At 68.7% G+C, this 25,073-nt stretch carries 23 protein-coding genes; 4 read left to right on the top strand and 19 right to left on the bottom strand.

Going from position 1 to position 25,073, the window contains the following annotated elements:
• Positions 1-9: 9 nt before the first annotated feature.
• From DXT68_RS06690 to prmC, 16 genes are all read right to left on the bottom strand, one after another.
• Positions 10-2,760 carry an FtsK/SpoIIIE domain-containing protein gene (locus DXT68_RS06690; protein ID WP_162829113.1) on the bottom strand — a complete coding sequence of 917 codons (2,751 nt, stop codon included), beginning with the start codon at positions 2,758-2,760 and terminating at the stop codon, positions 10-12.
• Positions 2,761-2,883: 123 nt separating this feature from the next.
• Positions 2,884-3,735 carry a PP2C family protein-serine/threonine phosphatase gene (locus tag DXT68_RS06685; protein ID WP_045255372.1) on the bottom strand — a complete coding sequence of 284 codons (852 nt, stop codon included), beginning with the start codon at positions 3,733-3,735 and terminating at the stop codon, positions 2,884-2,886.
• 168 nt (positions 3,736-3,903) lie between these two features.
• Positions 3,904-4,776, bottom strand: a complete 873-nt coding sequence (locus DXT68_RS16930; RefSeq protein ID WP_156149317.1) for a DUF5684 domain-containing protein — start codon at positions 4,774-4,776, stop codon at positions 3,904-3,906.
• 110 nt (positions 4,777-4,886) lie between these two features.
• On the bottom strand, positions 4,887-5,633 hold the full coding sequence (locus tag DXT68_RS06675; protein ID WP_045255373.1) for a YaaA family protein: 747 nt from the start codon (positions 5,631-5,633) through the stop codon (positions 4,887-4,889).
• Between the two features lie 74 nt (positions 5,634-5,707).
• Positions 5,708-5,968: a F0F1 ATP synthase subunit epsilon gene (locus tag DXT68_RS06670; RefSeq protein WP_045255374.1), complete on the bottom strand. Its 261-nt coding sequence runs from the start codon at positions 5,966-5,968 to the stop codon at positions 5,708-5,710.
• Positions 5,969-5,970: 2 nt separating this feature from the next.
• Positions 5,971-7,425 (bottom strand): F0F1 ATP synthase subunit beta, encoded by a 1,455-nt coding sequence (gene atpD, locus DXT68_RS06665; RefSeq protein WP_045255375.1) that lies wholly within the window; start codon positions 7,423-7,425, stop codon positions 5,971-5,973.
• A 21-nt stretch (positions 7,426-7,446) separates the two neighbouring features.
• Positions 7,447-8,346 (bottom strand): F0F1 ATP synthase subunit gamma, encoded by a 900-nt coding sequence (locus DXT68_RS06660; protein ID WP_045255376.1) that lies wholly within the window; start codon positions 8,344-8,346, stop codon positions 7,447-7,449.
• A 20-nt stretch (positions 8,347-8,366) separates the two neighbouring features.
• Entirely contained in the window at positions 8,367-10,007 is a 1,641-nt protein-coding gene (gene atpA, locus DXT68_RS06655; RefSeq protein ID WP_045255377.1) for a F0F1 ATP synthase subunit alpha, read from the bottom strand.
• 63 nt (positions 10,008-10,070) lie between these two features.
• Positions 10,071-10,859 (bottom strand): F0F1 ATP synthase subunit delta, encoded by a 789-nt coding sequence (locus DXT68_RS06650; protein WP_045255378.1) that lies wholly within the window; start codon positions 10,857-10,859, stop codon positions 10,071-10,073.
• The gene (locus DXT68_RS06645) at positions 10,859-11,413 is read right to left on the bottom strand and encodes a F0F1 ATP synthase subunit B (protein ID WP_045255379.1); all 555 of its coding nucleotides are present in this window, start codon (positions 11,411-11,413) and stop codon (positions 10,859-10,861) included. The genes DXT68_RS06650 and DXT68_RS06645 overlap by 1 nt, the downstream gene beginning before the upstream one ends.
• 27 nt (positions 11,414-11,440) lie before the next feature.
• Positions 11,441-11,677 carry an ATP synthase F0 subunit C gene (gene atpE / locus DXT68_RS06640; protein ID WP_042541851.1) on the bottom strand — a complete coding sequence of 79 codons (237 nt, stop codon included), beginning with the start codon at positions 11,675-11,677 and terminating at the stop codon, positions 11,441-11,443.
• A 58-nt stretch (positions 11,678-11,735) separates the two neighbouring features.
• Entirely contained in the window at positions 11,736-12,542 is an 807-nt protein-coding gene (atpB, locus tag DXT68_RS06635) for a F0F1 ATP synthase subunit A (protein ID WP_082069047.1), read from the bottom strand.
• A 122-nt stretch (positions 12,543-12,664) separates the two neighbouring features.
• Positions 12,665-13,240: a Cg1360 family ATP-synthase-associated protein gene (locus tag DXT68_RS06630; protein ID WP_045255380.1), complete on the bottom strand. Its 576-nt coding sequence runs from the start codon at positions 13,238-13,240 to the stop codon at positions 12,665-12,667.
• Entirely contained in the window at positions 13,237-14,409 is a 1,173-nt protein-coding gene (locus tag DXT68_RS06625; RefSeq protein ID WP_045255381.1) for an MraY family glycosyltransferase, read from the bottom strand. Before DXT68_RS06625 ends, DXT68_RS06630 begins: the two co-directional genes overlap by 4 nt.
• The gene (locus DXT68_RS06620) at positions 14,406-15,107 is read right to left on the bottom strand and encodes an L-threonylcarbamoyladenylate synthase (RefSeq protein ID WP_045255382.1); all 702 of its coding nucleotides are present in this window, start codon (positions 15,105-15,107) and stop codon (positions 14,406-14,408) included. Before DXT68_RS06620 ends, DXT68_RS06625 begins: the two co-directional genes overlap by 4 nt.
• A gap of 46 nt (positions 15,108-15,153) precedes the next feature.
• Complete coding sequence (prmC, locus tag DXT68_RS06615; RefSeq protein ID WP_045255383.1) at positions 15,154-16,014, bottom strand: peptide chain release factor N(5)-glutamine methyltransferase; 861 nt, start codon at positions 16,012-16,014, stop codon at positions 15,154-15,156.
• Between the two features lie 99 nt (positions 16,015-16,113).
• On the opposite strand from prmC, the gene cysK reads away from it, so the two are divergent.
• Complete coding sequence (gene cysK, locus DXT68_RS06610) at positions 16,114-17,052, top strand: cysteine synthase A (protein ID WP_045255384.1); 939 nt, start codon at positions 16,114-16,116, stop codon at positions 17,050-17,052.
• Positions 17,053-17,060: 8 nt separating this feature from the next.
• The gene (epsC, locus tag DXT68_RS06605) at positions 17,061-17,630 is read left to right on the top strand and encodes a serine O-acetyltransferase EpsC (protein WP_045255385.1); all 570 of its coding nucleotides are present in this window, start codon (positions 17,061-17,063) and stop codon (positions 17,628-17,630) included.
• A gap of 262 nt (positions 17,631-17,892) precedes the next feature.
• On the opposite strand, the gene DXT68_RS06600 is transcribed toward epsC, so the two are convergent.
• Positions 17,893-19,437 (bottom strand): CitMHS family transporter, encoded by a 1,545-nt coding sequence (locus DXT68_RS06600; protein WP_045255386.1) that lies wholly within the window; start codon positions 19,435-19,437, stop codon positions 17,893-17,895.
• A gap of 143 nt (positions 19,438-19,580) precedes the next feature.
• On the opposite strand from DXT68_RS06600, the gene DXT68_RS06595 reads away from it, so the two are divergent.
• Both DXT68_RS06595 and DXT68_RS06590 read left to right on the top strand, forming a co-directional pair.
• Positions 19,581-21,233: a sensor histidine kinase gene (locus DXT68_RS06595; protein ID WP_052677837.1), complete on the top strand. Its 1,653-nt coding sequence runs from the start codon at positions 19,581-19,583 to the stop codon at positions 21,231-21,233.
• A complete protein-coding gene (locus DXT68_RS06590; RefSeq protein WP_045255387.1) occupies positions 21,230-21,883 on the top strand; it encodes a response regulator in 654 nt (217 codons plus the stop codon). The genes DXT68_RS06595 and DXT68_RS06590 overlap by 4 nt, the downstream gene beginning before the upstream one ends.
• A 54-nt stretch (positions 21,884-21,937) precedes the next feature.
• Here the strand turns inward: DXT68_RS06590 and prfA are convergent, their stop codons facing one another.
• Together prfA and rho are read right to left on the bottom strand one after the other, a co-directional pair.
• Positions 21,938-23,017 carry a peptide chain release factor 1 gene (gene prfA / locus DXT68_RS06585; protein WP_045255388.1) on the bottom strand — a complete coding sequence of 360 codons (1,080 nt, stop codon included), beginning with the start codon at positions 23,015-23,017 and terminating at the stop codon, positions 21,938-21,940.
• Positions 23,018-23,028: 11 nt separating this feature from the next.
• Positions 23,029-24,981: a transcription termination factor Rho gene (gene rho, locus DXT68_RS06580; RefSeq protein WP_045255389.1), complete on the bottom strand. Its 1,953-nt coding sequence runs from the start codon at positions 24,979-24,981 to the stop codon at positions 23,029-23,031.
• Between the last annotated feature and the right edge of the window lie 92 nt (positions 24,982-25,073).

The following is a 25,073-nucleotide window of genomic DNA, read 5'->3' as shown; positions in this document are numbered from 1 at the left end:
CCGCGAAGTTCACCGCCGCGCCGCGAGAGCCGGGATCGAGACCCGTCTGGGTGCGGAATCCGCCACCATCGACCACGCACGGCCCGCGTGCTGTCGGGCGAACGGCGGAAGGTCTCGTACACCCGCCAGCTGGCGCAGCTCGACGGCGTTCTCTGCTCTGACGAGCACTTCCCCCTCTCGGCGCACCCGCTGCCAGAGAGACCAGTCGCGCTGCCACGCCTCGGGTTCGCCGATCAGGATCGCCGGACGGTCGGAGAGTAGGACACCGCCGGGCGCGGCCGACAGGCACAGGACGTCGCACTCAGCGAACACAGCGGACAGCGCCTCGGCGACCGCAGGGGCTCCGGCGGTGACCAGGCCTGTGAGAGGAAGCCGCGGCGCCCACCCGTCGCTCGCCCGACGCCGCGACGTTGTGTGCCGGACGCTCACGCCACCGCGCCTGCCCACGCGCTCCGCCACCGCATCCTCCCCGCCCGTCCCGGGCACCTGCGCTGCCGAGTCCGGCACCCAGACGACCTGGATCTCGCGATCGCCGATCCGCATCCGTCCTGGCGGTCGCTCCGACTCGAAACCGCGCGCATCGCCTCCCGCCGCCAGGTGATCGACTCTGCTCCGCATCCGCAGCAGCCCTCTCCGCGGCAGGATGTCGAGCACGCGGCCCACGGCTCCGCCCGCACGTGCGGAAGTCAGCACGAAGGTCGTGTCCGTGTTGTTCCGCAGGATCTGCTCCCACAGGTGCATCAAGTGCTGCGCGTAGTCCGCGGGCAGGCCGTCGACCTGGACGTCGATGTCGTCGCACAGCACGAGACGGGGCGGCCTGACACCTCCCGACGAGAGCGCCACGGCCATGTCCCAGGCCTCCTCCGGGTCGCGCGGGATCCACAGCGCCGCCTCGTCCTGCGCCGCGAGTGCGCGTAGGACGGAGGTGCGGCCCGAGCCCGCAGCGCCGACCACGCTCAGCCCGCGGTCCGCCCCGACCGCCAGCGTGTCGAGCGGCTGTCGCTGGTGCTCCGGGTCGTCGACGCGGCCGAGGATCACGCGGTCAGCGTGCTGATCACCCACATCGCTCAAGGGGATCCGTCGTTCCAGGGCGGGAAGCCAGGGGCTCTGCGGCGTCTCAGCCTGCGACCACAGCGCCGCCACGGCTCGGATGTCCGCAGCGTCGGTCAGGGCGACTCGCATCACCCGCGCCTGGTCGTCCTGCGGTCTCCGTGCCAGTGCCACACCCCGTGACGCGACTCCCCCCGGCAGCTCGGCAGCAGCGTCCGTGCCGATGACGGCTCGGCTGTCGGCGGAGTCCGACACTCGGAGGCTGACCCGCAGCGGGCAGTTCGACGCCAGCGCATCCCGGATGACCCCCGACGCACGCTGCGTGCCGAGGATCAGATGCATTCCCAGCGCGCGCCCGCGCGCGGCGATGTCGGTGAAGACCGCCCCCAGATCGGGGTGCTCCTGCAGAAGGGCCGCGAACTCGTCGACCACGATGACGAGCCGAGGCATGTCACTCTCCCGCACATCGCGGACTCCGGCGCCGGCGAGCACCGACTCTCGGCGCCGCAGCTCGGCACTCAGGCTGGTCACTCCGCGCCGGGCGCCCTCGTCATCGAGATCCGTGATGACGGCGGCGACCTGGGGCAGCGCCCTGAGAGGGTCGAACGCCGTACCTCCCTTGAAGTCGGCGAGCACGAACACCACCCGATCGGGGCCGTGCGCGGTCGCGATCGCGGTCACCCACGAGACCAGCAGCTCGCTCTTCCCGGAGCCCGTGGTGCCGGTGACGATCGCGTGCGGACCGTCCTCGACGATGTCCAGCGCCACGTCGTCGCGCTCTCCGCGGCCGATCGTGGCGGGCAGCCCGCTCGAGGACTTCTGCTGACGCAGCCCGCCGAGCGCGATCTCCGCGGGAAGGGTCTCGACCTCCTCTGCCTCCCCCACTCGGGTCTGGGCGATCGCGACGGCCTGGTCGTGGGACAGCCCCTCGACGGCCACCCGGACGACGCCCTGCGGTGTGCGCACGAAAGCACGGGTCGGCTCGTCGATGTCGATCACCGTGGTGATCCCCTCGGCGACATCGTCGCCCCGGTGCAGCATCCAGATCACGCTGTCGCAGTCCGGACGCCGCGAACCCGCGCGAGCGACCCCGAGACGGAAGGCGCCACGACGAGCCGCCTTCGCCTGCGGCAGCTGGGCGAGTCCCCAGTCGTCGAGCCCGTCGCCGCAGATCGTCATCTGCGCGGCACCGAATCTCAGAGCAAGCTGCAGCGCGAGTGCCCTTGCCACCGATTCCACCAGCGGACGCCCGCCGCGCAGAGCCACACCGCCTCCGAGCGGCACAGTGACGGGCACGTCCTCGAGACGACCGCAGCGCTCGCGGAAAGCACGCTCACGCTCCCCGTCTCCGCCGGATGCACGCACGACGCTCACCCCCGTTCCGCTGCCCACCACGATCTCGGTGCGAGGCCCGAGAGGGTCCGAACCCCGCAGAGGGGGCTGGTCCAGACAGGCCGCGGCATCCGGGTGACGATGCCAGCGCCCCTGGCGCTCCTCGTCATGCTGGCCGGCCAGCTGCTCCTCGACGCGCGTCCACGCCTTCGCATTCTCCACCGCACCCTCGCGACGAGAACGGCGGCGGGATCGGGCGCCGTCGATGAGCGAGGCGAAGATCATCAGAGGCCCCAGGGCCGCGAAGCAGAGCGAGAACAGCGAGCCGGTGACCGCCCACAGCCCGACGCCCGCAGCGACCGGCACAAGAGCTGCCACGAAGGGTGTCGGCGGGCGACGCACCGGAGCCGGCGCAGACGGGATGACTATCGGAAGAGATTCCATCCCTTCAGTGCACCCCGGATCAGGAGGGCACGGGAGCCCTCCCCAGGCCGCGGAGCGCTAGTCGGACTGACGGTCTTCGGTGGAGGAGACGTCGTCGACCGCGGCTGTCGCTGCATCGGACGACGAGGAGTCGGTGCTCGATGACTCGTCGGACACCTGGACGACGACGAGCGTGACGTTGTCTCGTCCGCCGTTCTCGAGCGCGGCGGCGAGCATCGCATCGACGGCGGCGGCGGGATCGGCGTTCGCGCGCAGGAAGTGCTGGATGCCGTAGTCGGTCAGCTCTTTGGTGAGTCCGTCGGAGCAGATCACGAACCGGTCTCCGGCCCGCACATCGATCGTCACGTAGTCGGGCGCTGTGAGCTCGCTCGCCCCGACCGCGCGCGTGATCACGTTGCTGTACGGATGGCCCTCGGCCTCCTCGGGGCTGATCTTGCCGGCAGCGATGAGCTCCTGGACGACGGAGTGATCGGTGGTCACCTGGATGAGTCGGTCATCCCGGAGCAGATACACCCGGGAATCTCCGATGTTCAGCGCAGCCCAGTGCGGCTCCTCCTCGTCGAACTCCAGGAACACTCCGGTGAGAGTGGTGCCGGTGCCCTCGTCCGTGGCCTCTGGGTGATCCGCGATGTCCGCGACCGCGAGCTCGAGCGCACCTTCGATCGACGCACGCCCCACGGAACCGGACGTCGCCACCGCCTGCAGGCGGGTGACCGTGCTGCGGCTGGCGATCTCGCCGCCCGCGTGACCGCCCATGCCGTCCGCGACGATGAACAGCGGGTATTCCGCGAAGAACGCGTCCTGGTTGGTCTCGCGCCGGCGTCCGACGTCGGTGACCCCCGCCCAGGACAGCAGGAGCGGGCGCTGAGCGACCGTCACGCTTCGCGTGCTCGTCGTCGTGTCAGACACTCGTCGCCTCCGAAATTCCTGCGGGTCGGTCCGCGCCGGGATACTCACACATCGTAGTGGACACCATTACTCCACGTTATCGCCTCGCGACGACCCTCCCGCAATCGCGGAGCATGGCCGGGACCGCACAGAGCCCCCGACCGGAGTCGGGGGCTCTGTGTCACGAGGTCACGCCGGAGGCTGCGTGGGGTCCGTCGGCGGAGCCGGCGGAGCCGCGGGCGGAGCCGTCGGAGGTGCCGGCGGGCCTGCGGGCGGAGCCGCCGGAGGAGCCGGCGGGCCTGCGGGCGGTGCCGAGGGAGCTGCCGGCGGGCCTGCGGGCGGAGCCGAGGGAGCTGCCGGCGGGACGCCGGGAGCGGCCGGGTTCGACGGTGCGGGCGGAGGCGCGTATCCGGGCTGCGCGGGCGGTGCGTACCCGGGCTGGGCCGGAGGCGTGTAGCCCTGCGGCGCCGGCGGGGCGTAACCCTGCGGGGCGCCGTACCCCTGCGGTGCGCCGTAGCCGGGGCCCGCCGCCGGACGCGGCTGCACGGGAATGCCCTGCCACACGGTGTTGTCGGCGAGGAGACCCTTCGTCGCCCACGGCGCCGGCGCGATGTTCGGGTTCCAACGCGACTTGTCGAAGGCCTGGATACCCAGCCAGATGAAAGGCAGGAAGAAGTACAGGATCACCCAGACGGCGTCCTTCTGAAGCTTCAGCCCCACCCGCCACGCGACCATGAGATCGAGGATGCGCGCGGCGATGCCGACCAGCGGGAGGATGAGGAACCAACCGAGGAAGGGAATGATCGCTCCGAGCACAGCCCCACCGAGGACGTAGAGCAACAACCACGGGCTGAGATCGCCGAGCTTGTAGAAGATCATCGAGTTGTAGACGGGAACCCACGCACGCCACTTGCCCTGCACGCCAGCCTTTTCGAAGACTTTCATGTAGAACCACGCGTAGAGTGCGTAGATCGCGAGCGGCAGGACCGTGTATAGCAGGATGACGGCGACGAGCGCGCCGCCCGATAGACCGTATCCGTAATAGTCGTAGTCGTCGTACATGATCCCCTCCGGATCCGATGGAGCGGACGCCGTGCGCGCCGCGACACCAACCATATCGGTGCGCTGATATACGGGGCAACGACACACGGACGGCGCGCGCCGCGCGACGCTCACTCGGCGACGACGAGCTCCACCACGCCGTGCTCGTCGGTGTCGCGGAGCACGAATCCCCGCGGTTCCGCCCAGCGACGCAGGCCCCGCAGCGATCCGACGCGGGGTCGATCCTCCGCCAATGCCCGGGTGAGCAGTCCCTTCGACTTCTTGTTGAAGTGATTGAGCGCTCTACCGTGCTCTGTCACCACGCGCACGTACACCGACGCGACGGACTGCGGGACCGGCCCGAGCGCGACATACGCCTCGCTGCGCAGGTCGAGGACGAAGGGGGGATCCTCCTCCGCGATCGCCGCGGACGTCGGAGCCGCCCAGTGCCGGCGCAGCGCAGGCAGACCGGGCACGGACACACCCGCTGCCAGCCGGTACTGCGGGATCGGATCGAGGGCGCCGATCGGCCCGAGCGGCGCCGAATGGATCCACACATGCGCGCCGAGCCAACGTCGGGATGCCGGCGAGAGCGACGACGCGTCGAGCGCGTCGTACAGCACTCCCGTGTACCTGTCGACCGCCGGCATCGTGACTGCGGAGCGCAGCATCCGATTGTGCAGCACATCTCCGCCCTGCTTCGTGCTGAGCTTGAGCACCGCACGAGCGGCGTCCTCGTCGGCGGAGAGCGCGACCAGAGCGTCGACGACCGCCAGCCGCTCGTCGCGCAGCGACGGAAGCGCCAGCGAGCCGACATCGAGCGGTGCGCCGTCACCGCCAGGACGCTTGGTCTCGGACGGCGGGAGCAGGATCTTCATGGGACCTCGGGGATGCAGACGCGTCCGCCCCGGGACCCACGAAGGGTGCCGGGGCGGACGCGATGAACGGACTGCTACGCGATGAGGGCCGCGTTGCCCGCCACGATCGTCAGGACGTCGCTCTCCATGGAGAGGAAGCCGTCCTGCGCGTTGGCGAGCACCTTCGTGCCGTCGGTCTGCGTGATACGGACCTCGCCCTGAGCGAGGATCGCCAGAACCGGCTCGTGGCCGCTCATGAAGCCGATCTCGCCCTCGACGGTCTTGGCGACGACGAGGCTCGCCTCTCCCGTCCAGACCTCCGCGTCCGCGGAGACGAGGCTGACGTGCAGCGCCATGGTCAGCCGTTCTCCTTCTGGATCTTCGCCCACTGCTCTTCGACGTCGGAGATGCCACCGACGTTGAAGAAGGCCTGCTCGGCCACGTGGTCGAAGTCACCGCGGGTGATCGCATCGAACGACTCGATGGTCTCCTTGAGCGGCACGGTCGAACCCTCGACACCCGTGAACTTCTTCGCCATGTAGGTGTTCTGCGAGAGGAACTGCTGGATGCGGCGTGCACGCGACACGACGATCTTGTCTTCTTCGGACAGCTCGTCGACACCGAGGATCGCGATGATCTCCTGCAGTTCCTTGTTCTTCTGCAGGATCTGCTTGACCGTCGTCGCGACGCGGTAGTGATCCTCGCCCAAGTAGCGGGGGTCCATGATTCGCGACGTCGAGGTCAGCGGGTCGATGGCCGGGTACAGACCCTTCGACGCGATCTCACGCGAGAGCTCCGTGGTGGCGTCGAGGTGGGCGAAGGTGGTCGCCGGAGCCGGGTCGGTGTAGTCATCGGCCGGAACGTAGATCGCCTGCAGCGAGGTGATCGAGTGACCGCGCGTCGAGGTGATGCGCTCCTGCAGGAGGCCCATCTCGTCGGCCAGGTTCGGCTGGTATCCCACGGCCGAGGGCATGCGGCCCAGCAGCGTGGAGACCTCGGAACCGGCCTGCGTGAAGCGGAAGATGTTGTCGATGAAGAGCAGCACGTCCTGCTTCTGCACGTCACGGAAGTACTCCGCCATGGTCAGAGCCGAGAGGGCGACGCGCAGACGCGTTCCCGGCGGCTCGTCCATCTGGCCGAACACGAGGGCGGTCTTATCGAAGACACCCGCCTCTTCCATCTCGTGGATGAGGTCGTTGCCCTCACGGGTGCGCTCGCCGACACCGGCGAACACCGAGACACCACCGTGGTCCTGCGCGACGCGCTGGATCATCTCCTGGATGAGGACCGTCTTGCCGACACCGGCGCCACCGAACAGACCGATCTTTCCACCCAGCACGTACGGGGTGAGGAGGTCGATCGACTTGATGCCGGTCTCGAACATGGTGGTCTTCGACTCGAGCTGGTCGAAGTTCGGAGCCTTGCGGTGGATCGGCCAGCGCTCGGTGACCTCGATGGTCTCGCCGGGCTCGAGGTTCAGGACCTCGCCGATCACGTTGAAGACCTTGCCCTTGGTGACGTCGCCGACGGGGACCGAGATGGCCTCACCGGAGTCGCGCACCTCCTGGCCGCGGACGATGCCGTCGGTCGGCTTCAGGGCGATGGCGCGAACGAGGTCGTCGCCGAGGTGCTGTGCGACCTCGAGCGTGATCTCGACCGACTCGTCGCCGATCGTGATCGTGGTCTTCAGCGCGTTGTAGATGTCGGGGATCGAGTCGTGCGGGAACTCGATGTCGACAACCGGACCGTTGACGCGTGCGACGCGCCCGACGACCGCGGTCGCCGGCTGGTCAGCCGTGGCGGTGGTGGTCATTTTCGTCTCTTTCCTGATGGTCTATTTGCTCGACGAGAGTGCGTCGGCGCCGCCGACGATCTCCGCGATCTGCTGCGTGATCTCCGCCTGACGCGCGTTGTTGCGCAGACGGGTGTAGTCGGTGATGAGCTTGTCGGCGTTGTCGCTGGCCGACTTCATCGCCTTCTGCGTCGCAGCCTGCTTGGCAGCAGACGACTGCAGGAGAGCGTTGAAGACGCGGCTCTGGATGTACACCGGCAGGATCGCGTCGAGGACTGTCTCGGCATCCGGCTCGAACTCGTAGAGCGGGTAGACGGCGCTTCCCGCTTCCGAGTCATCGGCTTCCGCGATCTCCAGCGGAAGCAGGCGCACGGATTCCGGCGACTGCGTCATCATGCTGACGAAGCGGTTGTACACGAGGTGGATCTCGTCGACTCCGCCCTCGTCCGCACCGCGGGAGAAGTCCTCGAGCAGCGTGGCCGAGATCTCCTCCGCCGTGTGGAACGACGGGGTGTCGGTGTCGCCGGTCCACTCCGCGGCCGCCGCGATGCGACGGAACTGGAAGTAGCCGACGGCCTTGCGACCGACGAGGTAGAACACCGGCTCCTTGCCCTGACTGCGCAGGAGCTCCGCCACCTCGAGACCCTCTCGGAGGATCTGCGAGTTGAAGGCTCCGGCAAGTCCCCGGTCCGACGAGAAGATCACGACCGCGGAGCGGCGGATCGTCTCGGGCTCGCGGGTGAGCGGGTGGTCGACGTTCGAGTGCGTCGCGACGGCGGACACGGCCCTCGTCACGGCACGCGCGAAGGGACTGGACGCTTTGACACGTCCCATCGCCTTCTGGATGCGCGAAGCCGCGATGAGTTCCATCGCCTTCGTGATCTTCTTGGTCGTCTGAGCAGAAGAGATCTTCTGCTTGTAGACCCTGAGTTGAGCGCCCATGAAATCAGTTCCTCACGCGATTACGCGCGACGACCCTTGACGATCTTCTCCTGGTTGACGTCGTCGGCCTCGGCCGCACCGTGCTCCTCGTGACCGGGGGCGCCGATGGCCTGCCCCTTGCCACCCTGGAACTCCAGGAGGAAAGCGTCCGTGTGCTTCTCGAGCTCTGCGACCGTGTCGTCATCGAGGACGTTGGTCTCGCGCAGGGTGTCGAGCACCTTGGTGTTGCGACGAAGGTAGTCCAGGAGCTCGCGCTCGAAACGGAGGACGTCCGCGACCTCGATGGTGTCGAGCTTGCCCTTGGTTCCGGCCCAGATCGAGACGACCTGCTCCTCGACGGGGTACGGCGAGTACTGGGGCTGCTTGAGCAGCTCGGTCAGACGCGCACCACGGGAGAGCTGACGACGCGACGCCTGGTCGAGGTCGGATGCGAACATCGCGAAGGCCTCGAGCGAGCGGTACTGAGCGAGTTCGAGCTTGAGCGTTCCCGAGACCTTCTTGATCGACTTGACCTGAGCGTCACCGCCGACTCGCGACACCGAGATACCCACGTCGACCGCAGGACGCTGGTTGGCGTTGAAGAGGTCGGACTGCAGGAAGATCTGGCCGTCGGTGATCGAGATCACGTTGGTCGGGATGTATGCCGAGACGTCGTTGGCCTTGGTCTCGATGATCGGCAGACCCGTCATCGAACCGGCGCCGAGCTCGTCGGAGAGCTTCGCGCAACGCTCGAGCAGACGGGAGTGCAGGTAGAAGACGTCACCCGGGTACGCCTCGCGGCCCGGCGGGCGACGCAGCAGCAGCGACACGGCGCGGTACGCCTCGGCCTGCTTCGACAGGTCGTCGAAGATGATCAGGACGTGCTTGCCGCCGTACATCCAGTGCTGGCCGATGGCCGAACCGGTGTAGGGAGCGAGGTACTTGAAGCCGGCGGGGTCGGACGCCGGAGCTGCCACGATCGTGGTGTACTCCAGGGCGCCGGCCTCTTCGAGCGCGCCCTTCACCGAGGCGATGGTCGAGCCCTTCTGTCCGATAGCGACGTAGATGCAGCGCACCTGCTTGTTGACGTCGCCCGACTCCCAGTTGTCCTTCTGGTTGATGATCGTGTCGATCGCGATCGCGGTCTTACCGGTCTGGCGGTCGCCGATGATCAGCTGACGCTGGCCGCGGCCGACGGGGATCATGGCGTCGATCGCCTTGATGCCGGTCTGCATCGGCTCGTGCACCGACTTGCGCTGCATGACGCCGGGCGCCTGCAGCTCGAGCTCACGCGAGCCCTCGGTGGCGATCGAGCCGAGGCCGTCGATCGGGTTTCCCAGCGGGTCGACGACGCGACCCAGGTAGCCGTCGCCGACGGGCACGGAGAGGACCTCACCCGTGCGGGTGACTTCCTGTCCTGCTTCGACACCGGTGAAGTCGCCGAGGACGACCACACCGATCTGGTCCTGGTCGAGGCTCAGCGCGAGGCCCTTGGTGCCGTTCGCGAAGGCCACGAGCTCGTTGGCCATGACGCCGGGCAGGCCCTCGACGTGCGCGATTCCATCCGCTGCGTCGATGACGGTGCCGACCTCGGTCGCCGCTGCCCCGGTGGGCTCGTAGGCGGCGGCGAAGTCCTTCAGCGCGTCACGGATGACGTCGGGGCTGATCGATAGTTCTGCCATTGTCTTCCCTTTGTATCTGGGTGCGCGGTTCCCCGCGCGAAGTCGTATTAGCCGACGTGGGTATTAGCTGACGAGCTTCTGGCGAAGGTCGGCGAGTCGAGCGGAGATGCTGCCGTCGATGACGTCATCGGCGATCTGCACACGCAGACCTCCGACGACGGCGGGGTCGAAGACCTCGTTGAGGGATACGTTGCCGTCGTAGCGGCGCGAGAGTGCCGCGCTCAGGCGGGTGCGCTGCGCGTCGGTCAGCGGCTTCGCGGTGTGCACCGTCGCCACCACCCGATCGCCCTGGTCCGCGACGATGCGCGTCGCCCGCGCCAGCATCTGCCGGATGCGACGTTCCCGCGGCTGGCGCACCAGAGACGACACGATCAGCGCGGCGGCGTCGCTGACGCCCCCGGCCAGAAGCCTGTCGACGAGAGCGCCCTTGGCGTCCTCTCCCCCGAGGCGGGTTCCGAGCGCGAGCTCGAGATCCGCGTTCGCGGCGATGACGCGGGAGAAGCCGAACAGCTCTCCTCCGATGTCGGCCTGAGGAGTGGAGATCGCCGCGGCACGGATGGCCAGCTCCTCGACGCCGTCGACGAGCTGCGACGAGGAGGACCAGCGCTGGGCCACGACGGTCCTCAGGACGTTCTGCACGTCCGGCGAGAACCTGCCGAAGACCGCCGACACGACGTTCTGTCGCGCCTCGGCCGGAGCCGAGGGATCGGTGAGCGCGCCGCTCAGCTGAGACGACTCCGCCACGGTCCTGGCAGCTGCGAACAGCTCCCTGGCCGAGTCGAGAGTGACGTCCTTCGCTGCGGCAAGCGCCTGAGTGGATGCCGCGAGTGCCTGAGTGGTCGCGCTGCCCATTACTGAGCCGCCTTCTCGGATGCTTCGAGGTCGGCGAGGAAGCGGTCGACGACCGCCGTCGCGCGAGCATCGTCCGAGAGCGTCTCGCCGACCACGCCACCGGCGAGGTCGATGGCGAGCGAGCCCACCTCGCTGCGCAGCGACACGAGAGCGGTCTGACGCTCCGCCTCGATCTGCGTGTGCGCGGTAGCCGTGATGCGAGCGGCCTCGCTCGACGCGGTGTCCTTGGCCTCGGCGACGATCTTCTTACCGTCCTCACGGGCGGCCTCGCGGATCTCGCCGGCCTCGGTGCGCGCCTCGGCGAGCTGCCGGGTGTACTCCTCGAGCGCGGCCTCAGCCTGCTTCTGGGCCTCGTCGGCCTTGGCGATGTTGCCCTCGATGGCGGCGGACCGCTTGTCGAGCATCGTCGTGAACTTCGGAAGGGCGACCTTCCACACGACGACGAGGATGACGAGGAACCACAGACCCGACCAGATGATGTCGTACCACGCAGGGATCAGCGGGTTGTGCGCTTCACCCTCTGCTGCGAGGTTCGTGACAAGAGCGTTCAGCATCCTGTCTCCTTCAGAAGTCGGTAGAGATTACGGGAAGGGGATGAATCCGACGGCGATGCCGACGAATGCAAGCGCCTCGGTGAAGGCGATACCGATCCACATGAGGACCTGGAGGCGGCCGGCCAGCTCGGGCTGACGAGCGACACCCTCGATGGTCTTGCCGACGACGATGCCCACACCGATGGCCGGACCGATAGCGGCGAGGCCGTAGCCGACCGAAGCGAGGTGACCGTTGATGTCTGCGAGAACCGTAGTAGCGTCCACGGGTTTTTCCTTTCGTTGGGTGGGCCGGCAGGTGCCGACCCGCTCAGTGCCTGGGGGCTTAGTGCTCTTCTGCGACCGCGAGCTGGATGTAGACCGCGGTGAGGACGGTGAAGACGTATGCCTGGAGGACGGCGACCAGGATCTCGAAGAGAGTGAAGGCGCCGCCGAAGGCGAGGGTTCCGACACCGAGAGCGGCCCAGCCGCCACCTGCGGTGAAGAAGAAGAACTGGGTGGCTGCGAAGCACAGCACCAGCAGCATGTGGCCGACGACCATGTTCATCAGCAGTCGGAGCATCAGGGTGACGGGCCGGATGATGAAGGTCGAGAGGAACTCGATCGGCGTCACGATGATGTAGACCGGCCACGGCACTCCCGACGGGAACAGCGCGTTCTTGAAGAAGCCGAGCGGGCTCTTCTTGATGCCGGCGTAGATGAAGGTGATGTAGCTCACCAGGGCGAGCGTCAGCGGCACGGCCGCGATGCTCGTTCCTGCGATGTTCAGGAACGGGATGATTCCCGTGATGTTCATGAACAGCACCATGAAGAAGATCGTGGTGAGGATCGGGAGGAATCGGTTGCCGTCCTTGCGACCGAGCAGGTCGTGCGCGATGTTGCCGCGGACGAAGTCCAGGCCCATCTCGACGACGCTCTGGAAGCGTCCGGGTACGATCTTCATCCGGCGGGTGCCGAGCACGAGGATGAGGACCACCGCCACGACGGCGATGAACTGGACCAGGTGGATCCGGTGGACGGGGATGCCCGCCACGTTGAAGAGGATCTCAGGGAAGAACTCGTCGATGGAAGGTCCGTGGAACTCGCCGTCAGTGGCGAGTCGGGGCGTCAGGTTCGCAGCAAGATTGAACAGCGCGGGCTCCAGCTTCGGGGCACCGGAAAGGACCGGGGCGACGATGGTCGGTGTGCTTCAAGCGCAAGCGCTCGCGGGCGAGCGGCGGGCACTCGTCAACACTATCAGAGTATGAGGGTTCCCTAAGACCGAGGGCCGTCCTCGGCAGGGGCATCCTGAGCGGGCGCGTCCTGGATGAGGTCGTGCCGACCGGGAGCGCGATCCTCCGGCACGACGGTCGGCAGCTGCACGCCGGGCGCCCGGTCGGCCGGGGCCTCCGACGGCAGCGACGCATCGGACACATGCGGCAGACGCATGCGCGTGATCACGATCACGTCGATGACGAGCGTCGCGACGACACCGGTGACGATCGACAGGAAGAACACCATGGGGCTGACCCACGGCTGGCCGCTCAGCACGATCATGATGACGACGAACAGGCCGAGCTTGAGCAGCCAGCCGCCGAGCACGATCGCGAAGAAGAGCTGGACGTAGAGCGGATCCCCGAACCAGCGGTTGGCGATCAGGATGCTCAGCGCGGTGATGCCGAGGAACAGCATCGCCAGCACGACGCCCAGCAGACCGCTCACCAGTCCCTCTCCCCCGTCGACGAGCAGGCCGATGCCGCCGGCGACGATCGCGAGGACGACCATCGACAGGGCGGACCAGAGCAGGGTCCTGCGCAGGATCGGGTTGCTGGATACAGGGTTCGCGCTCACGAGGGCTCCACGGGTGTCGGGTCGGTGTCGGCGGTCGCCGCGGTCGTGCGCCGGCGAGTGGGAAGAAGGGTGATGACGAGGCAGGCGGCGATGCCGACGACGCCGAACAGCACACCGGGAAGATACTGGCCCGGCCAGTCCTCGCGCGCACCGACGTACATCAGCAGCACGGCCAGCGAGATCACGGCCGTCCAGGCGTAGAAGATCAGCACGGCGTCGCGATCGCGGTGTCCGAGATCGAGCATGCGATGGTGCAGATGCTTGCGGTCGGGCGAGAACGGCGACTTTCCGGCATGCACACGACGGAGCACCGCAAGACCGAAGTCGAGCAGCGGGAGCAGCACGACCAGCAGCGGAAGCAGGATCGGAATGAACGCTCCCAGCAGCTGGGAGCGCCCGAGCCGCTCGGGGTCGAGGGCGGAGGGCTCGAGCTGGCCGGTCACGGCGATCGCCGACGTCGCCATCAGCAGCCCGAGCACCAGGGCCCCCGAATCGCCCATGAAGAGCTTCGCCGGACTCCAGTTGAACGGCAGGAAGCCGACGCACGCACCGATGAGGACGGCGGCGAGGAACGAGGCGAGGTTGAAGTAGCTGGAGGCGCCGGTGTCGCGGGTGAGGATGTAGGAGTAGGCGAAGAAGACGCCGTTCGCGATCAGGCACACGCCGGCGACGAGACCGTCGAGTCCGTCGATGAAATTGACCGCGTTCATGACGATCACGATCGCGAACATCGTGATCGTGATGCTCAGCCAGCTGGAGAACACGATCAGGTCGCCGAAGGGCAGCGACAGGATCTGCAGCCCCCCGCCCACCGTGATGATGCCTGCGGCGAGGAACTGCGCGCCGAGCTTGATCATCCAGTCGAGGTCCCAGAGGTCGTCGACGACGCCGATGATGGCGATGAGCAACGCGGCGGCGAGGATCGACCACATCGTCTGCGGCGGCATCCACATGTTCGCGAAGAACGGGTTCAGCGCCGAGAAGCCGATCGCCGCGGCGATGCCGAGGAAGATCGCCACCCCACCGAGGCGCGGTGTGGGCGTGGTGTGCACATCCCGCTCACGGATGCCGGGGTAGAGCTTGTACCGCAGACTCAGCTTCCAGACCGCCCAGGTGAGCCCGAAGGTGATCGCGGCGGTCACGAGGATCGTGAGGAGGTACTGGCTCACGACTCCGCGTCCGCTGCCGACTCCGCGGGTTCGAGCAGATCTCCGAGGACCTCTGCGAGACGTTCACGGCTGACTGCGCCGTCACGGAGGATGCGCACTCCGCCCGTCGTCGGCTCGGCGCCGCGCGGCACGAGCGAGGTGGCGTCGACGATCGTCGAGGCGATCCCGTCGCGACTGAGGCCGTCGGCGAGGTAGACCGACACGCTGTCGCCCAGCATCCGCTCGGCGTCGAGCGCCGAGATCGCCGCGTCGCGACCGGTCAGATTGGCGCTGGAGACCGCGAGGGGCCCCGTCTCGGCGAGCAGCTCGAGGGCGACCCGGCCCTCGGGCATCCGGATCGCGACCGTGCCCTCGGTGTCGCCGAGGTCCCAGACGAGGGAGGGCTGCGCGGGAAGGACGATGGTCAGCCCACCCGGCCAGAAGGCGTCGATGAGGCGCTGCACGGGTTCGGGCACGGACTCCGCGAGCGCGTGCACGACCTCCTTGGAGCCGACGAGCACCGGCGGGGGCTGGTTGCGACCGCGCCCCTTGGCGTCGAGCAGCCGCTGCACCGCCGTCGGCGAGAAGGCGTCGGCCGCGACCCCGTAGACGGTGTCGGTGGGCATCACGATGAGCTCGCCGCGGCTGATCGCCTGACGTGCGTGGCGCATCCCGGCGAGAAGCTGGGCCTCGTCGCCGCAATCGAAGATGGAGGACATGACGTTCCGATTCTAGCCGGGGTGGCTGAAGGATTCGTGTCTGCGCTCAGGGGCGCAGAGCGGTCGTCGCCCTGTCGCGAAGGGTGAGGTCGCGATGCGTCGCTGCGGCGCGCCATCCGTCGCGGGTCAGGATGCTGCGGATCTCCTCGCCCTGCAGCTCGCCGTGCTCGATCACGAGAAGCCCGCCGGGGTGCAGCAGCTCCCCGGCCCGCACGCTCAGCACACGCACCAGGTCGAGGCCGTCCGCGCCCCCGTACAGGGCCATCGACGGGTCGAACAGACGCACCTCCGGATCACGCGGGATCGCCTCGTCTGGCACGTACGGAGGGTTGGAGATCACGACCGATGCGGTGCCGTCGAGCTCGCCGAACGCGTGCGCGAGATCGTCGTTGACGAGGGTGAGGTTCTCGACGCCTGCCGTGTTGCGCACAGCCCACGGATACGCGTCCGGGGAGAGCTCCGCGGCGAACACGCGCGCGTGCGGGACCTCCGTGGCCATCGCGAGCGCGATCGCCCCGCTCCCCGTGCCGAGGTCGACGGCGATCGGGGCGGGGAGCGCTGAGCCGAGCAGCGCATCGATCGCGTACTGCACGACCGTCTCGGTCTCAGGCCGTGGCACGAAGACCCCTGGACCCACGGCGAGTTCGAGATGCCGGAACGGAGCGACCCCCGTGATGTGCTGCAGCGGTTCCCGTGCCGCACGCCGGGCGACCACGGCATCCAGTGCGCTCTCGATCTCGCCGCTCAGGGCATCGCCTCGGATGATGGCGGCCTGCACCTCTCCGCGTCGCAGCCCCAGCAGATGCCCGGCCAGGAGCTCGGCGTCGACGAGGGGATCGGGCACGCCGGCCGCTGCGAGACGCGCGGCGGCCGTGCGCACCGCCGAGGCGAGGGAGATGTCGGGCATGGATCAAGCGTAGAGCGCGTACCGGCGTCATACTGCCCGCCCCCCGGTGCTGCTCGCTTAGGCTGTAGGCGCAGTCCCCCCGCACAGGAAGGCTCCTCCATGCCCGGTATCCACTCCGACATCACGTCCGCGTTCGGCAACACCCCCCTGGTGCGCCTCAACCGCGTCACCGAGGGTCTCGGTGCGACGGTGCTCGCCAAGCTCGAGTTCTACAACCCCGCCTCGAGCGTCAAGGATCGTCTCGGCATCGCGATCGTCGATGCCGCTGAGGCTTCCGGCGAGCTGAAGCCCGGGGGCACGATCGTGGAGGCGACCAGCGGCAACACCGGTATCGCGCTCGCGATGGTCGGCGCCGCACGCGGGTACGACGTGATCCTCACGATGCCCGCGTCGATGTCGAAGGAGCGGCGCATGCTGCTGAAGGCGTTCGGCGCCGAACTCGTCCTCACCGACCCGACCAAGGGCATGACGCACGCGATCGCCGAAGCGGAGGCCATCGCCGCCCGCACGCCGGGTGCGGTGCTGGCGAAGCAGTTCGCCAACGAGGCGAACCCCGCGATCCACCGGCGGACCACGGCCGAGGAGATCCTGCGCGACACCGAGGGCTCCGTCGACTACCTCGTCGCCGGCATCGGCACCGGTGGAACCATCACCGGTGTCGGCCAGGTGCTCAAGGAGCGCGTCCCGGGCGTGCAGATCGTCGCCGTCGAGCCCAAGGACTCCCCCATCCTCACCGAGGGACACCCCGGACCGCACAAGATCCAGGGGATCGGACCGAACTTCGTGCCGCCCATCCTCGACCGCGACATCCTCGACGAGGTCATCGACGTCACCTTCGACGACGCCATCCGCGTCGCACGCGAGACCGCGAGCAGAGAGGGCATCCTGGTCGGCATGTCGAGCGGTGCCGCGATCTGGGCCGCTCTGCAGGTCGCGCAGCGCCCCGAGGCCGCGGGCAAGACGATCGTCGTCATCATCCCCTCGTTCGGCGAGCGCTACCTCTCGACCGCCCTGTACGAGAACCTCCTCGAGTCCTGATCCGCTCGATGAGCATGATCGGTCGAATGCGCGAGGACGTCGCGGCGGCACGTCTGCGCGACCCCGCGGCACGCAGCGCGGCCGAGGTGGCGCTGCTGTACCCGGGTCTGCATGCGATCTGGGCGCACCGGGTCTCGCACCGCCTGTGGCGACGCGGACTGCGTCTGCCCGCCCGTGCGATCTCGCAGATCTCACGGTGGCTCACCGGCATCGAGATCCACCCGGGGGCGCGCATCGGCCGCCGGTTCTTCATCGACCACGGCATGGGCGTCGTCATCGGCGAGACCGCCGAGGTGGGGGACGACGTCATGCTCTATCACGGGGTGACGCTGGGCGGTCGCACACGCGACGCGGGCAAGCGCCACCCCACTCTCGGCGACGGGGTGGCCGTCGGCGCAGGGGCGAAGATCCTCGGCCCCGTCAGGATCGGCGAGGGATCGGTGGTGGGAGCCAACGCCGTCGTCACCCGTGATGCGCCGGCCGACAGCGTCCTCGTCGGGGTGCCGGCCAAACCTCGCGCTCGCATGCGCGGCGAGGACACGCGCGCCATGCTCACCGCACCGGAGTACTCGATCTGAGTCAGTACTCGATCTGAGTCAGTACTCGATCTGAGTCAGTACTCGATCTGAGTCAGTACTCGATCTGAGTCAGTACTCGATCTGAGTCGACGCCGGGGCCGTGCCCCGGCGGCGCCGATCGACGCGGCGCGGCGACGGTGGATCGCCGACGCCGCGCGGCGGCCGTGGATCGCAGACGCCGCGCGGCGGCCGTGGGTCACGGTCGTCACGCGGCGTCGCAGCCCCCTCGGGTGCGCGGGTCAGTGCTTCCGCAGGCCCCGCGTCACTGAGCCACGAAGAACGGGATCGCTCCGGAGACGATGCCGATCGCCAGCATCACCAGAGACACGATCGTCGCGCGCCAGAGCACCTTGCGGTGGTGGTCGCCGAGGTTCACGCCGGCCAGCGAGACGAGCAGCAGGATCGCCGGCACGAGTGGGCTCTGCAGGTGCACCGGCTGGCCGATGATCGACGCACGCGCCATCTCGACCGGGTCGATCCCGTAAGCCGCCGCACTCTGCGAGAGCACGGGCAGGATGCCGTAGTAGAACGCGTCGTTCGACATGAAGAACGTGAACGGGATCGACAGCACTCCGGTGATCGGAGCGAGGAAGGGCCCGAGCGAGGGAGGCAGGACATCGGTGATCCAGGTCGCCATCGCGTCGACCATGCCGGTGCCCGACAGCACTCCGACCAGCACCCCGGCCGCGATGACCATCGACACGACGCCGACGATGCTCGGAGCATGGGCGACGATCTCGGACGCCTGATCCTTGATGCCGCGGAAGTTGACGAGCAGCGCGATGCCCGCACCCACCATGAACACGTACGGGAGGGGCATGATGTCGAGGACCAGCAGCACCATCACCGCGAGCGTCAGCACGAGGTTGACCCAGATCAGCTTCGGACGCAGGGTCGGCCGCTCCGGGTCGAGCATGGTGTCCGCCATGGCGGTGTCCGCAGGGTCGACGCTCGCGGCGGGGACCGGGGCACGACCGCCGGCGACCACGACGATGTTGCCGGTGCGCAGCGCCGCACGGGCCCCGGGCTTCGCGTCGGATCCGCGGAAGATCTTCGGCACGGTCGACAGCGCACCGCCGTCGCCGCCCGTGAGGAGCCCGGCGGAGTCGAGACGGCCGAGGCGACGCCGCTCCCCCAGCCCGAGCAGCCAGGCGAAGCTCAACGTCACCAGGATTCCGACCCCCAGGGCGGGGAGCATCGGCACGAAGATGTCGGTCGGCTGCAGACCGAGCGCGGTCGCGGCCCGCACGGTGGGTCCGCCCCACGGCACGATGTTCAGGGTGCCGTTCATCAGGCCCGCGACGCAGGTGAGCACCACGGGGCTCATGCCCAGTCGCAGGTAGATGGGCAGCATGGCCGAGGTCGTGATGATGAAGGTCGTCGACCCGTCGCCGTCGAGCGACACCGCACCCGCGAGGATCGCCGTGCCCAGCACGACCTTCGCCGGGTCGTCGCCGAGCAGTCGCGTGATCAGGCGGATCAGCGGGTCGAAGAGTCCCACGTCGATCATGATCCCGAAGAACATGATCGCGAACATCAGCAGCGCCGCTGTCGGTGCCATCGTGGAGATCGAGTCGAGGATCATGTCGCCGAGCCCGAGGCCGGCACCCGCGAACAGACCGAACACGGTGGGCACGAGGATCAGGGCGACCATCGGGGTCAGCCTCTTGGTCATGATGAGCGTCATGAACGCCAGCACCATGGTGAATCCGAGCAGGACCAGGACCCACTCCGGCGGCACGAAAGCCACGTCATACGTGGGAGCCTCGTCGGCGGCCGCGAACAGGCCGGTGAGTGCATCGGGCATACGGTGACTCCTTCGTCGGTTCCGTCCACTTCGACGGATCCTGACGACAGTAGGCAATCCGGCGCGTCCGTGTGCGGTATCCCGCATTCCCGGGCGTTATGCGCGTAGCGTGACTTCTGCGCATATTGCGCGAAGGGAGCCCCGTGCCGAAGACGACCAACAGGTGGCGGTTCGCGACCCGCGCGCTGCTGCTGCAGCTCGCGGCCGTCGCGCTCGTCGTCGCCCTGTGCACGGGCGTGTACCTGGCCCTCGCCGTGCAGCAGCTGCGTGCGGAGGCGCAGTCCACCGCCCTCGGCATCGCCAGGACCCTGGCCGAAGACCCTCAGGTGCGCGCCGAGGTCGCTCGTATCTCGGCGGCGAGCGGGCCACCTGATGCCGCGAGCCTGAAGAACGGCGACCTGCAACGCACCGCTCTCGATGTGGCGGCCCGCACCGGAGCACTCTTCGTGGTGATCACGGACGAGGACGGCATCCGCCTCGCGCATCCGACCAGCGCGCGCCTCGGCGAGGTCGTGAGCACGCCGTTCGCCGACGTGCTCGCCGGCAACGAGGTCGTCGAGTGGCAGACCGGCACGCTCGGGGAGTCCGCCCGCGCCAAGGTGCCGGTGCGGAATGCCGACGGCACGCCCGTCGGAGAGATCAGCGTCGGCTTCGAGCGCACCGGCGTGTTCGACGATCTGCCCCCGCTGCTCAGTGTCATCGGGCTCACCGCCGTGGGTGCCCTGACTCTCTCCCTGCTCGCGTTCCAGCTCCTGCGTCGACGCTGGGAGCGGTTGACGTTCGGGGTGCAGCCGGAGGAGCTCGTCGCCCTCGTGCAGAACCAGACCGCGGTGCTGGACGGCGTCGACGACGGCGTGCTCGCGGTCGACACCGCGGGCATCGTGCGGGTGAGCAACGCCGCCGCCGACCGGATGCTGGGCCTCGACGCTCCGGTGGGTCGACCGCTCGTCGATCTGGGCCTGCCTCCCGCGCTCCTCGAGACGGCGTCGGGCAGGGTGGCGAGATCCAGCGCCGTGATCGAGGAGCGGGTGCTCTATCTGGATTCGCGTCCGGTCGAACGAGCCGGGCGCCGACTCGGCGACGTGCTGATCATCCGCGATCGCACCGATCTGATCGCACTGACGGAGCGACTCGAGAGCGTGCGCGCGGTGACCGCCGCCCTGCGGGTGCAACGGCACGAGTTCGCCAACCGGATGCATGTGGCGGCCGGCCTCCTCGACGCCGATCGCATCCCCGACGCGCGGGCCTTCCTCGGCGAACTCGTGGAACGCGGCTCCGTGGCGTTCCCGGTCGTCGGCCTCGATCTGCTCGGCGACGCCTTTCTCCATTCGTTCCTCGGCGCCAAGGGCATCGAGGCGGGTGAGCGCGGTGTGGCGCTGCGCATAGCGGACGACACGCAGGTGATCGGCAGCATCATCGAGCCCGAAGACGTCGCCGCTGTCCTCGGCAACCTCGTCGACAATGCCGTGACCGCCGCGGTGGCCGGCGACCGCGCACCTCGATGGGTCGAGGTCGCGGTGCTCGGCGACGGCGACGCGCTCGTGGTCACGGTGGCCGACTCAGGGCGGGGGCTCGGCGGCGCCGACCCGATGTCGCCGCGCTCCCCCGGCGACGACGGCGCCGACCGTGTGCACGGACACGGGCTGGGCCTCCCGCTCGCGCGGGAGATCGCCCGCCGCAGTGGCGGCGACCTCTGGCTCATAGACCCGGGCGGCCCCGAGCACGGAGCCGTGTTCGCCGCCCGACTCGGCGCCGCCGTATCCATCGCTCCGACAGATGACAGGAAGAGCCCATGACCGATCCCCTCCGCGTCCTGATCCTCGACGACGACTTCCGCGTCGGCGAGCTGCACAGGGGCATCGTCGACGAGCAGCCCGGCTTCCGCGCCCTCGAGCCGGTGCGCACGATCGCAGAGGCGCGCGACGGCCTGCACGCGTCCCGTCCCGATCTGCTCCTCGCCGACGTCTATCTCCCCGACGGCGACGGCATCGCCCTGGTGCGCGAGACGGCGGTCGACGCCATTCTGATCTCCGCCGCCGACGATGGTCCCACCGTGCGGCGGGCGCTGCGCTCGGGCGCCGTGGGGTACCTGCGCAAGCCCTTCGATCGACGGGGTCTCACGGGACTGCTCGAGCGGTACGCACGCTACCGCAATCTGCTCGCCGGCGACCGTCCGGTGCCACAGGAGGATGTGGATCGAGCACTGGCGATCCTGCACGGCTCCGGTGAACCCGTGACCGTCTCGCGTTCCGCGACCGAACAGCTGGTGCTCGCGGCGCTCGGCGATGGAGAGGCATCGGCCGCCGAGGTGGGCGAGCGGGTCGGCATCTCTCGCGCCACCGCGCAGCGCCATCTCGCGGCGCTCGCGGCACGCACCGTCGTGGAGGTGCGCCTGCGCTATGGAGCCACCGGCCGACCGGAGCACCGGTACGCGGCGCGCACCTGAGGTGCCGTCGCGATCGCGGCGCTCAGCGCACGGAACCGCACGGACGCAGAGCCGTCAGGAGTCGGAGCCGACAGCCGCGAGCCGCGCCTCTTCGTCGGCCTGGATCGCACTCTCGATGATGGGCTCGAGAGCCCCGTCCATCACCTGGTCCAGGTTGTACGCCTTGAAGCCCGTGCGATGGTCCGCGATGCGGTTCTCCGGGAAGTTGTACGTCCTGATGCGCTCCGAGCGGTCCATACCGCGGATCTGCGACTTGCGCGCGTCCGAGGCCGCGGCATCCAGCTCCTCCTGCTGCTTGGCGAGCAGGCGAGCGCGGAGCACGCGCATCGCGGCCTCACGGTTCTGCAGCTGGGACTTCTCGTTCTGCATCGAGACGACGATGCCGCTGGGCAGGTGGGTGATGCGCACCGCGGAGTCGGTCGTGTTGACGGACTGACCGCCCGGACCGGACGAGCGGAAGACATCGATCTTGAGGTCGTTCTGGTTGATCGCGATCTCGTCGGGCTCATCCACCTCGGGGAACACCAGCACGCCGGTGGTCGAGGTGTGGATGCGACCCTGCGACTCGGTCGCCGGCACGCGCTGGACACGGTGCACACCGCCCTCGTACTTGAGGTGCGCCCAGACGCCCTGCGCGGGGTCGGTGGAGGATCCCTTGATGGCGACCTGCACGTCCTTGTAGCCGCCGAGATCGGACTCGTTGCGCTCCAGGAGCTCTGTCTTCCACCCCTTGGATGCGGCGTACTGCACGTACATCCGCAGCAGGTCGGCCGCGAACAGCGCCGACTCGGCCCCGCCCTCCCCCGCCTTGATCTCCATGATCACGTCACGAGCATCGTCGGGATCGCGAGGGATCAGCAGACGTCGCAGCCTCTCCTGCGCCGCCTGCAGTCCCTCTTCGAGAGCCGGGATCTCGGCGGCGAACGCGTCGTCTTCGCGTGCCAGCTCACGGGCGGCGTCGAGATCATCGGATGCCGCCACCCATGCCTCATGGGCGGCGACGATCCGCGACAGCTCGGCGTAGCGGCGATTGACCCGCTTCGCCCGCGCGGCGTCGGCGTGCACCGCCGGGTCGGAGAGCTCCTCCTGCACCCGGCGATGCTCGTCGATCAGAGTCTGGACGGACTCGAACACTCCCGCTCCGCTCAGCGGATGTTGTTGTCGTGCCCGTGCGCGCCCGAAGGCAGCGTCGGGATCGACTTCTGCATCTGCACGAGGAACTCGACGTTCGAGTGGGTCTCCTTGAGCTTGCCGAGGACGACCTCGAGCGCCTGCTGCTGGTCGAGACCCGCGAGGGCACGGCGCAGCTTCCAGGTGATCTTGACCTCGTCGGCCGAGAGCAGCATCTCCTCGCGACGGGTGCTCGACGCGTTGACATCGACGGCGGGGAAGATCCGCTTGTCGGCGAGCTGACGCGACAGGCGCAGCTCGCTGTTGCCGGTGCCCTTGAACTCCTCGAAGATGACCTCGTCCATCTTGGAACCGGTCTCGACGAGAGCCGTGGCGAGGATCGTCAGGGATCCGCCGTTCTCGATGTTGCGCGCGGCGCCGAAGAAGCGCTTGGGCGGGTACAGCGCCGAGGCGTCGACACCACCCGAGAGCACACGCCCCGAAGCCGGAGCCGCGAGGTTGTAGGCGCGTCCGAGACGCGTGATCGAATCGAGCAGCACGACGACGTCGCGGCCCAGCTCGACGAGACGCTTGGCGCGCTCGATGGCGAGCTCGGCGACCGTGGTGTGGTCCTCGGCGGGACGGTCGAAGGTCGAGGCGATGACCTCGCCCTTCACCGTGCGCTGCATGTCGGTGACCTCTTCGGGGCGCTCGTCGACGAGCACGACCATGAGGTGGACCTCGGGGTTGTTCTGCGCGATCGCGTTGGCGATCTGCTGCAGGACGATCGTCTTGCCGGCCTTGGGCGGCGCGACGATGAGACCACGCTGCCCCTTGCCGATCGGGGCGACGAGGTCGATGATCCGCTGCGTGAGCTTCTCGGGAGCCGTCTCGAGACGGAGACGCTCCTGCGGGTACAGCGGAGTGAGGTTGCCGAACTCGACGCGCGTCGCCGCGTCGTCGACGGACAGGCCGTTGATCGAGTCGACCTTGACCAGGGCGTTGTACTTCTGACGTCCCTGCTGCTCGCCCTCACGGGGCTGCTTGATCGATCCGACGATCGCGTCGCCCTTGCGCAGGTTGTACTTCTTGACCTGGCCGAGCGAGACGTAGACGTCGCTGGGGCCGGCGAGGTAGCCGGTGGTGCGCACGAATGCGTAGTTGTCGAGAACGTCGAGGATGCCGGCGATCGGGATCAGGACGTCGTCCTCGCCGATCTCGGTGTCGAATTCGTCGGTCGGGGCGCCTCCGCGACGCTTGTTGCGCTGACGATTGCGGGCGTTCCCGCCGTCGTCATCGGTCGGGGCGCTCTGCTGCTGCGACTGCTGCGACTGCGGCGACTCGCCCTGCCCGTTGCCGTTCTGGCCGCGGCCACGGTTGCGGCTGCGGTTGCGGTTGCGGCCACGACCGCCCTGCTCCTCGCCGCCGTCGGCGGACTCGGAACCGGAATCGTTGGAGGAGCCGGTCTCGGTCGCAGCGGCCTCGGCGGGCTTCTCTGCGGCGGGAGCCTCGGCCTCGGCGGCCGGCTTCTTGGCGGTGCGACGGCCACGACCGGTGGTCTTCTTCGGCTCGTCGCTCGCGTCGGAGGATCCGCCGTCGGAGGACGGTGCGGATTCTGCCGGTGCCGCGTCGGCTGCGGGAGCCTCGGCAGCAGGAGCCTGCGCGGCGGGCGCTGACGCCTCGGTCTCGGCATCGGCCTTCTTCGCCCTGCTGCGGCGCGGCGTCTTCGCCTTGGGTGCGGCCTCGGCCGGAGCCTCGGCAGCGGGTGCTGCGGCGGAGGCGGGTGCCGCGTCGGCAGCGGGCGCCTCAGCGGCGGCGGCGGCCTTCTCGGCCTTCGCTGCCGCCGTGGCGGTGCTCGCACGTCGCGGTGCGCGCTTGCGCGCAGGGGCCACTTCGGTCGCGGATGCGGTGGCGGCGTCGGACGCCGTCGCCGGAGCCTCGGCGGCGGCTGCCGCCTTGTCGTTCTGGGTCTCGGAGAAATTCTCCACGAGTACTCCCTCTTCAGTCTGGGGAACACGAGCGGTACGCGCACAACGGGTGCTGAGCGCGGTCGCACGGGCTGACGCTCGGCGTCAGCCGA

Origin of the sequence: Microbacterium foliorum, assembly GCF_003367705.1 — a bacterium.
In the GTDB taxonomy this organism is placed as follows: Bacteria; Actinomycetota; Actinomycetes; order Actinomycetales; family Microbacteriaceae; genus Microbacterium; species Microbacterium foliorum.
The sequence above is the reverse complement of the archived record's forward strand: the minus strand, read 5'-3'. Positions and strand labels throughout refer to the sequence as shown.

What these genes read in the sequence shown, in the direction of transcription:
- DXT68_RS06645 (WP_045255379.1), bottom strand. Translation starts at nt 11,413, where the DNA reads ATGCTGAACGCTCTTGTCACGAACCTCGCAGCAGAGGGTGAAGCGCAC.
- cysK (WP_045255384.1), top strand. Translation starts at nt 16,114, where the DNA reads ATGCCCGGTATCCACTCCGACATCACGTCCGCGTTCGGCAACACCCCC.
- DXT68_RS06620 (WP_045255382.1), bottom strand. Translation starts at nt 15,107, where the DNA reads ATGTCCTCCATCTTCGATTGCGGCGACGAGGCCCAGCTTCTCGCCGGG.
- DXT68_RS06590 (WP_045255387.1), top strand. Translation starts at nt 21,230, where the DNA reads ATGACCGATCCCCTCCGCGTCCTGATCCTCGACGACGACTTCCGCGTC.
- DXT68_RS16930 (WP_156149317.1), bottom strand. Translation starts at nt 4,776, where the DNA reads ATGTACGACGACTACGACTATTACGGATACGGTCTATCGGGCGGCGCG.
- atpD (WP_045255375.1), bottom strand. Translation starts at nt 7,425, where the DNA reads ATGACCACCACCGCCACGGCTGACCAGCCGGCGACCGCGGTCGTCGGG.
- prmC (WP_045255383.1), bottom strand. Translation starts at nt 16,014, where the DNA reads ATGCCCGACATCTCCCTCGCCTCGGCGGTGCGCACGGCCGCCGCGCGT.
- DXT68_RS06600 (WP_045255386.1), bottom strand. Translation starts at nt 19,437, where the DNA reads ATGCCCGATGCACTCACCGGCCTGTTCGCGGCCGCCGACGAGGCTCCC.
- atpA (WP_045255377.1), bottom strand. Translation starts at nt 10,007, where the DNA reads ATGGCAGAACTATCGATCAGCCCCGACGTCATCCGTGACGCGCTGAAG.
- DXT68_RS06670 (WP_045255374.1), bottom strand. Translation starts at nt 5,968, where the DNA reads ATGGCGCTGCACGTCAGCCTCGTCTCCGCGGACGCGGAGGTCTGGACG.
- DXT68_RS06650 (WP_045255378.1), bottom strand. Translation starts at nt 10,859, where the DNA reads ATGGGCAGCGCGACCACTCAGGCACTCGCGGCATCCACTCAGGCGCTT.
- DXT68_RS06660 (WP_045255376.1), bottom strand. Translation starts at nt 8,346, where the DNA reads ATGGGCGCTCAACTCAGGGTCTACAAGCAGAAGATCTCTTCTGCTCAG.
- epsC (WP_045255385.1), top strand. Translation starts at nt 17,061, where the DNA reads ATGAGCATGATCGGTCGAATGCGCGAGGACGTCGCGGCGGCACGTCTG.
- DXT68_RS06675 (WP_045255373.1), bottom strand. Translation starts at nt 5,633, where the DNA reads ATGAAGATCCTGCTCCCGCCGTCCGAGACCAAGCGTCCTGGCGGTGAC.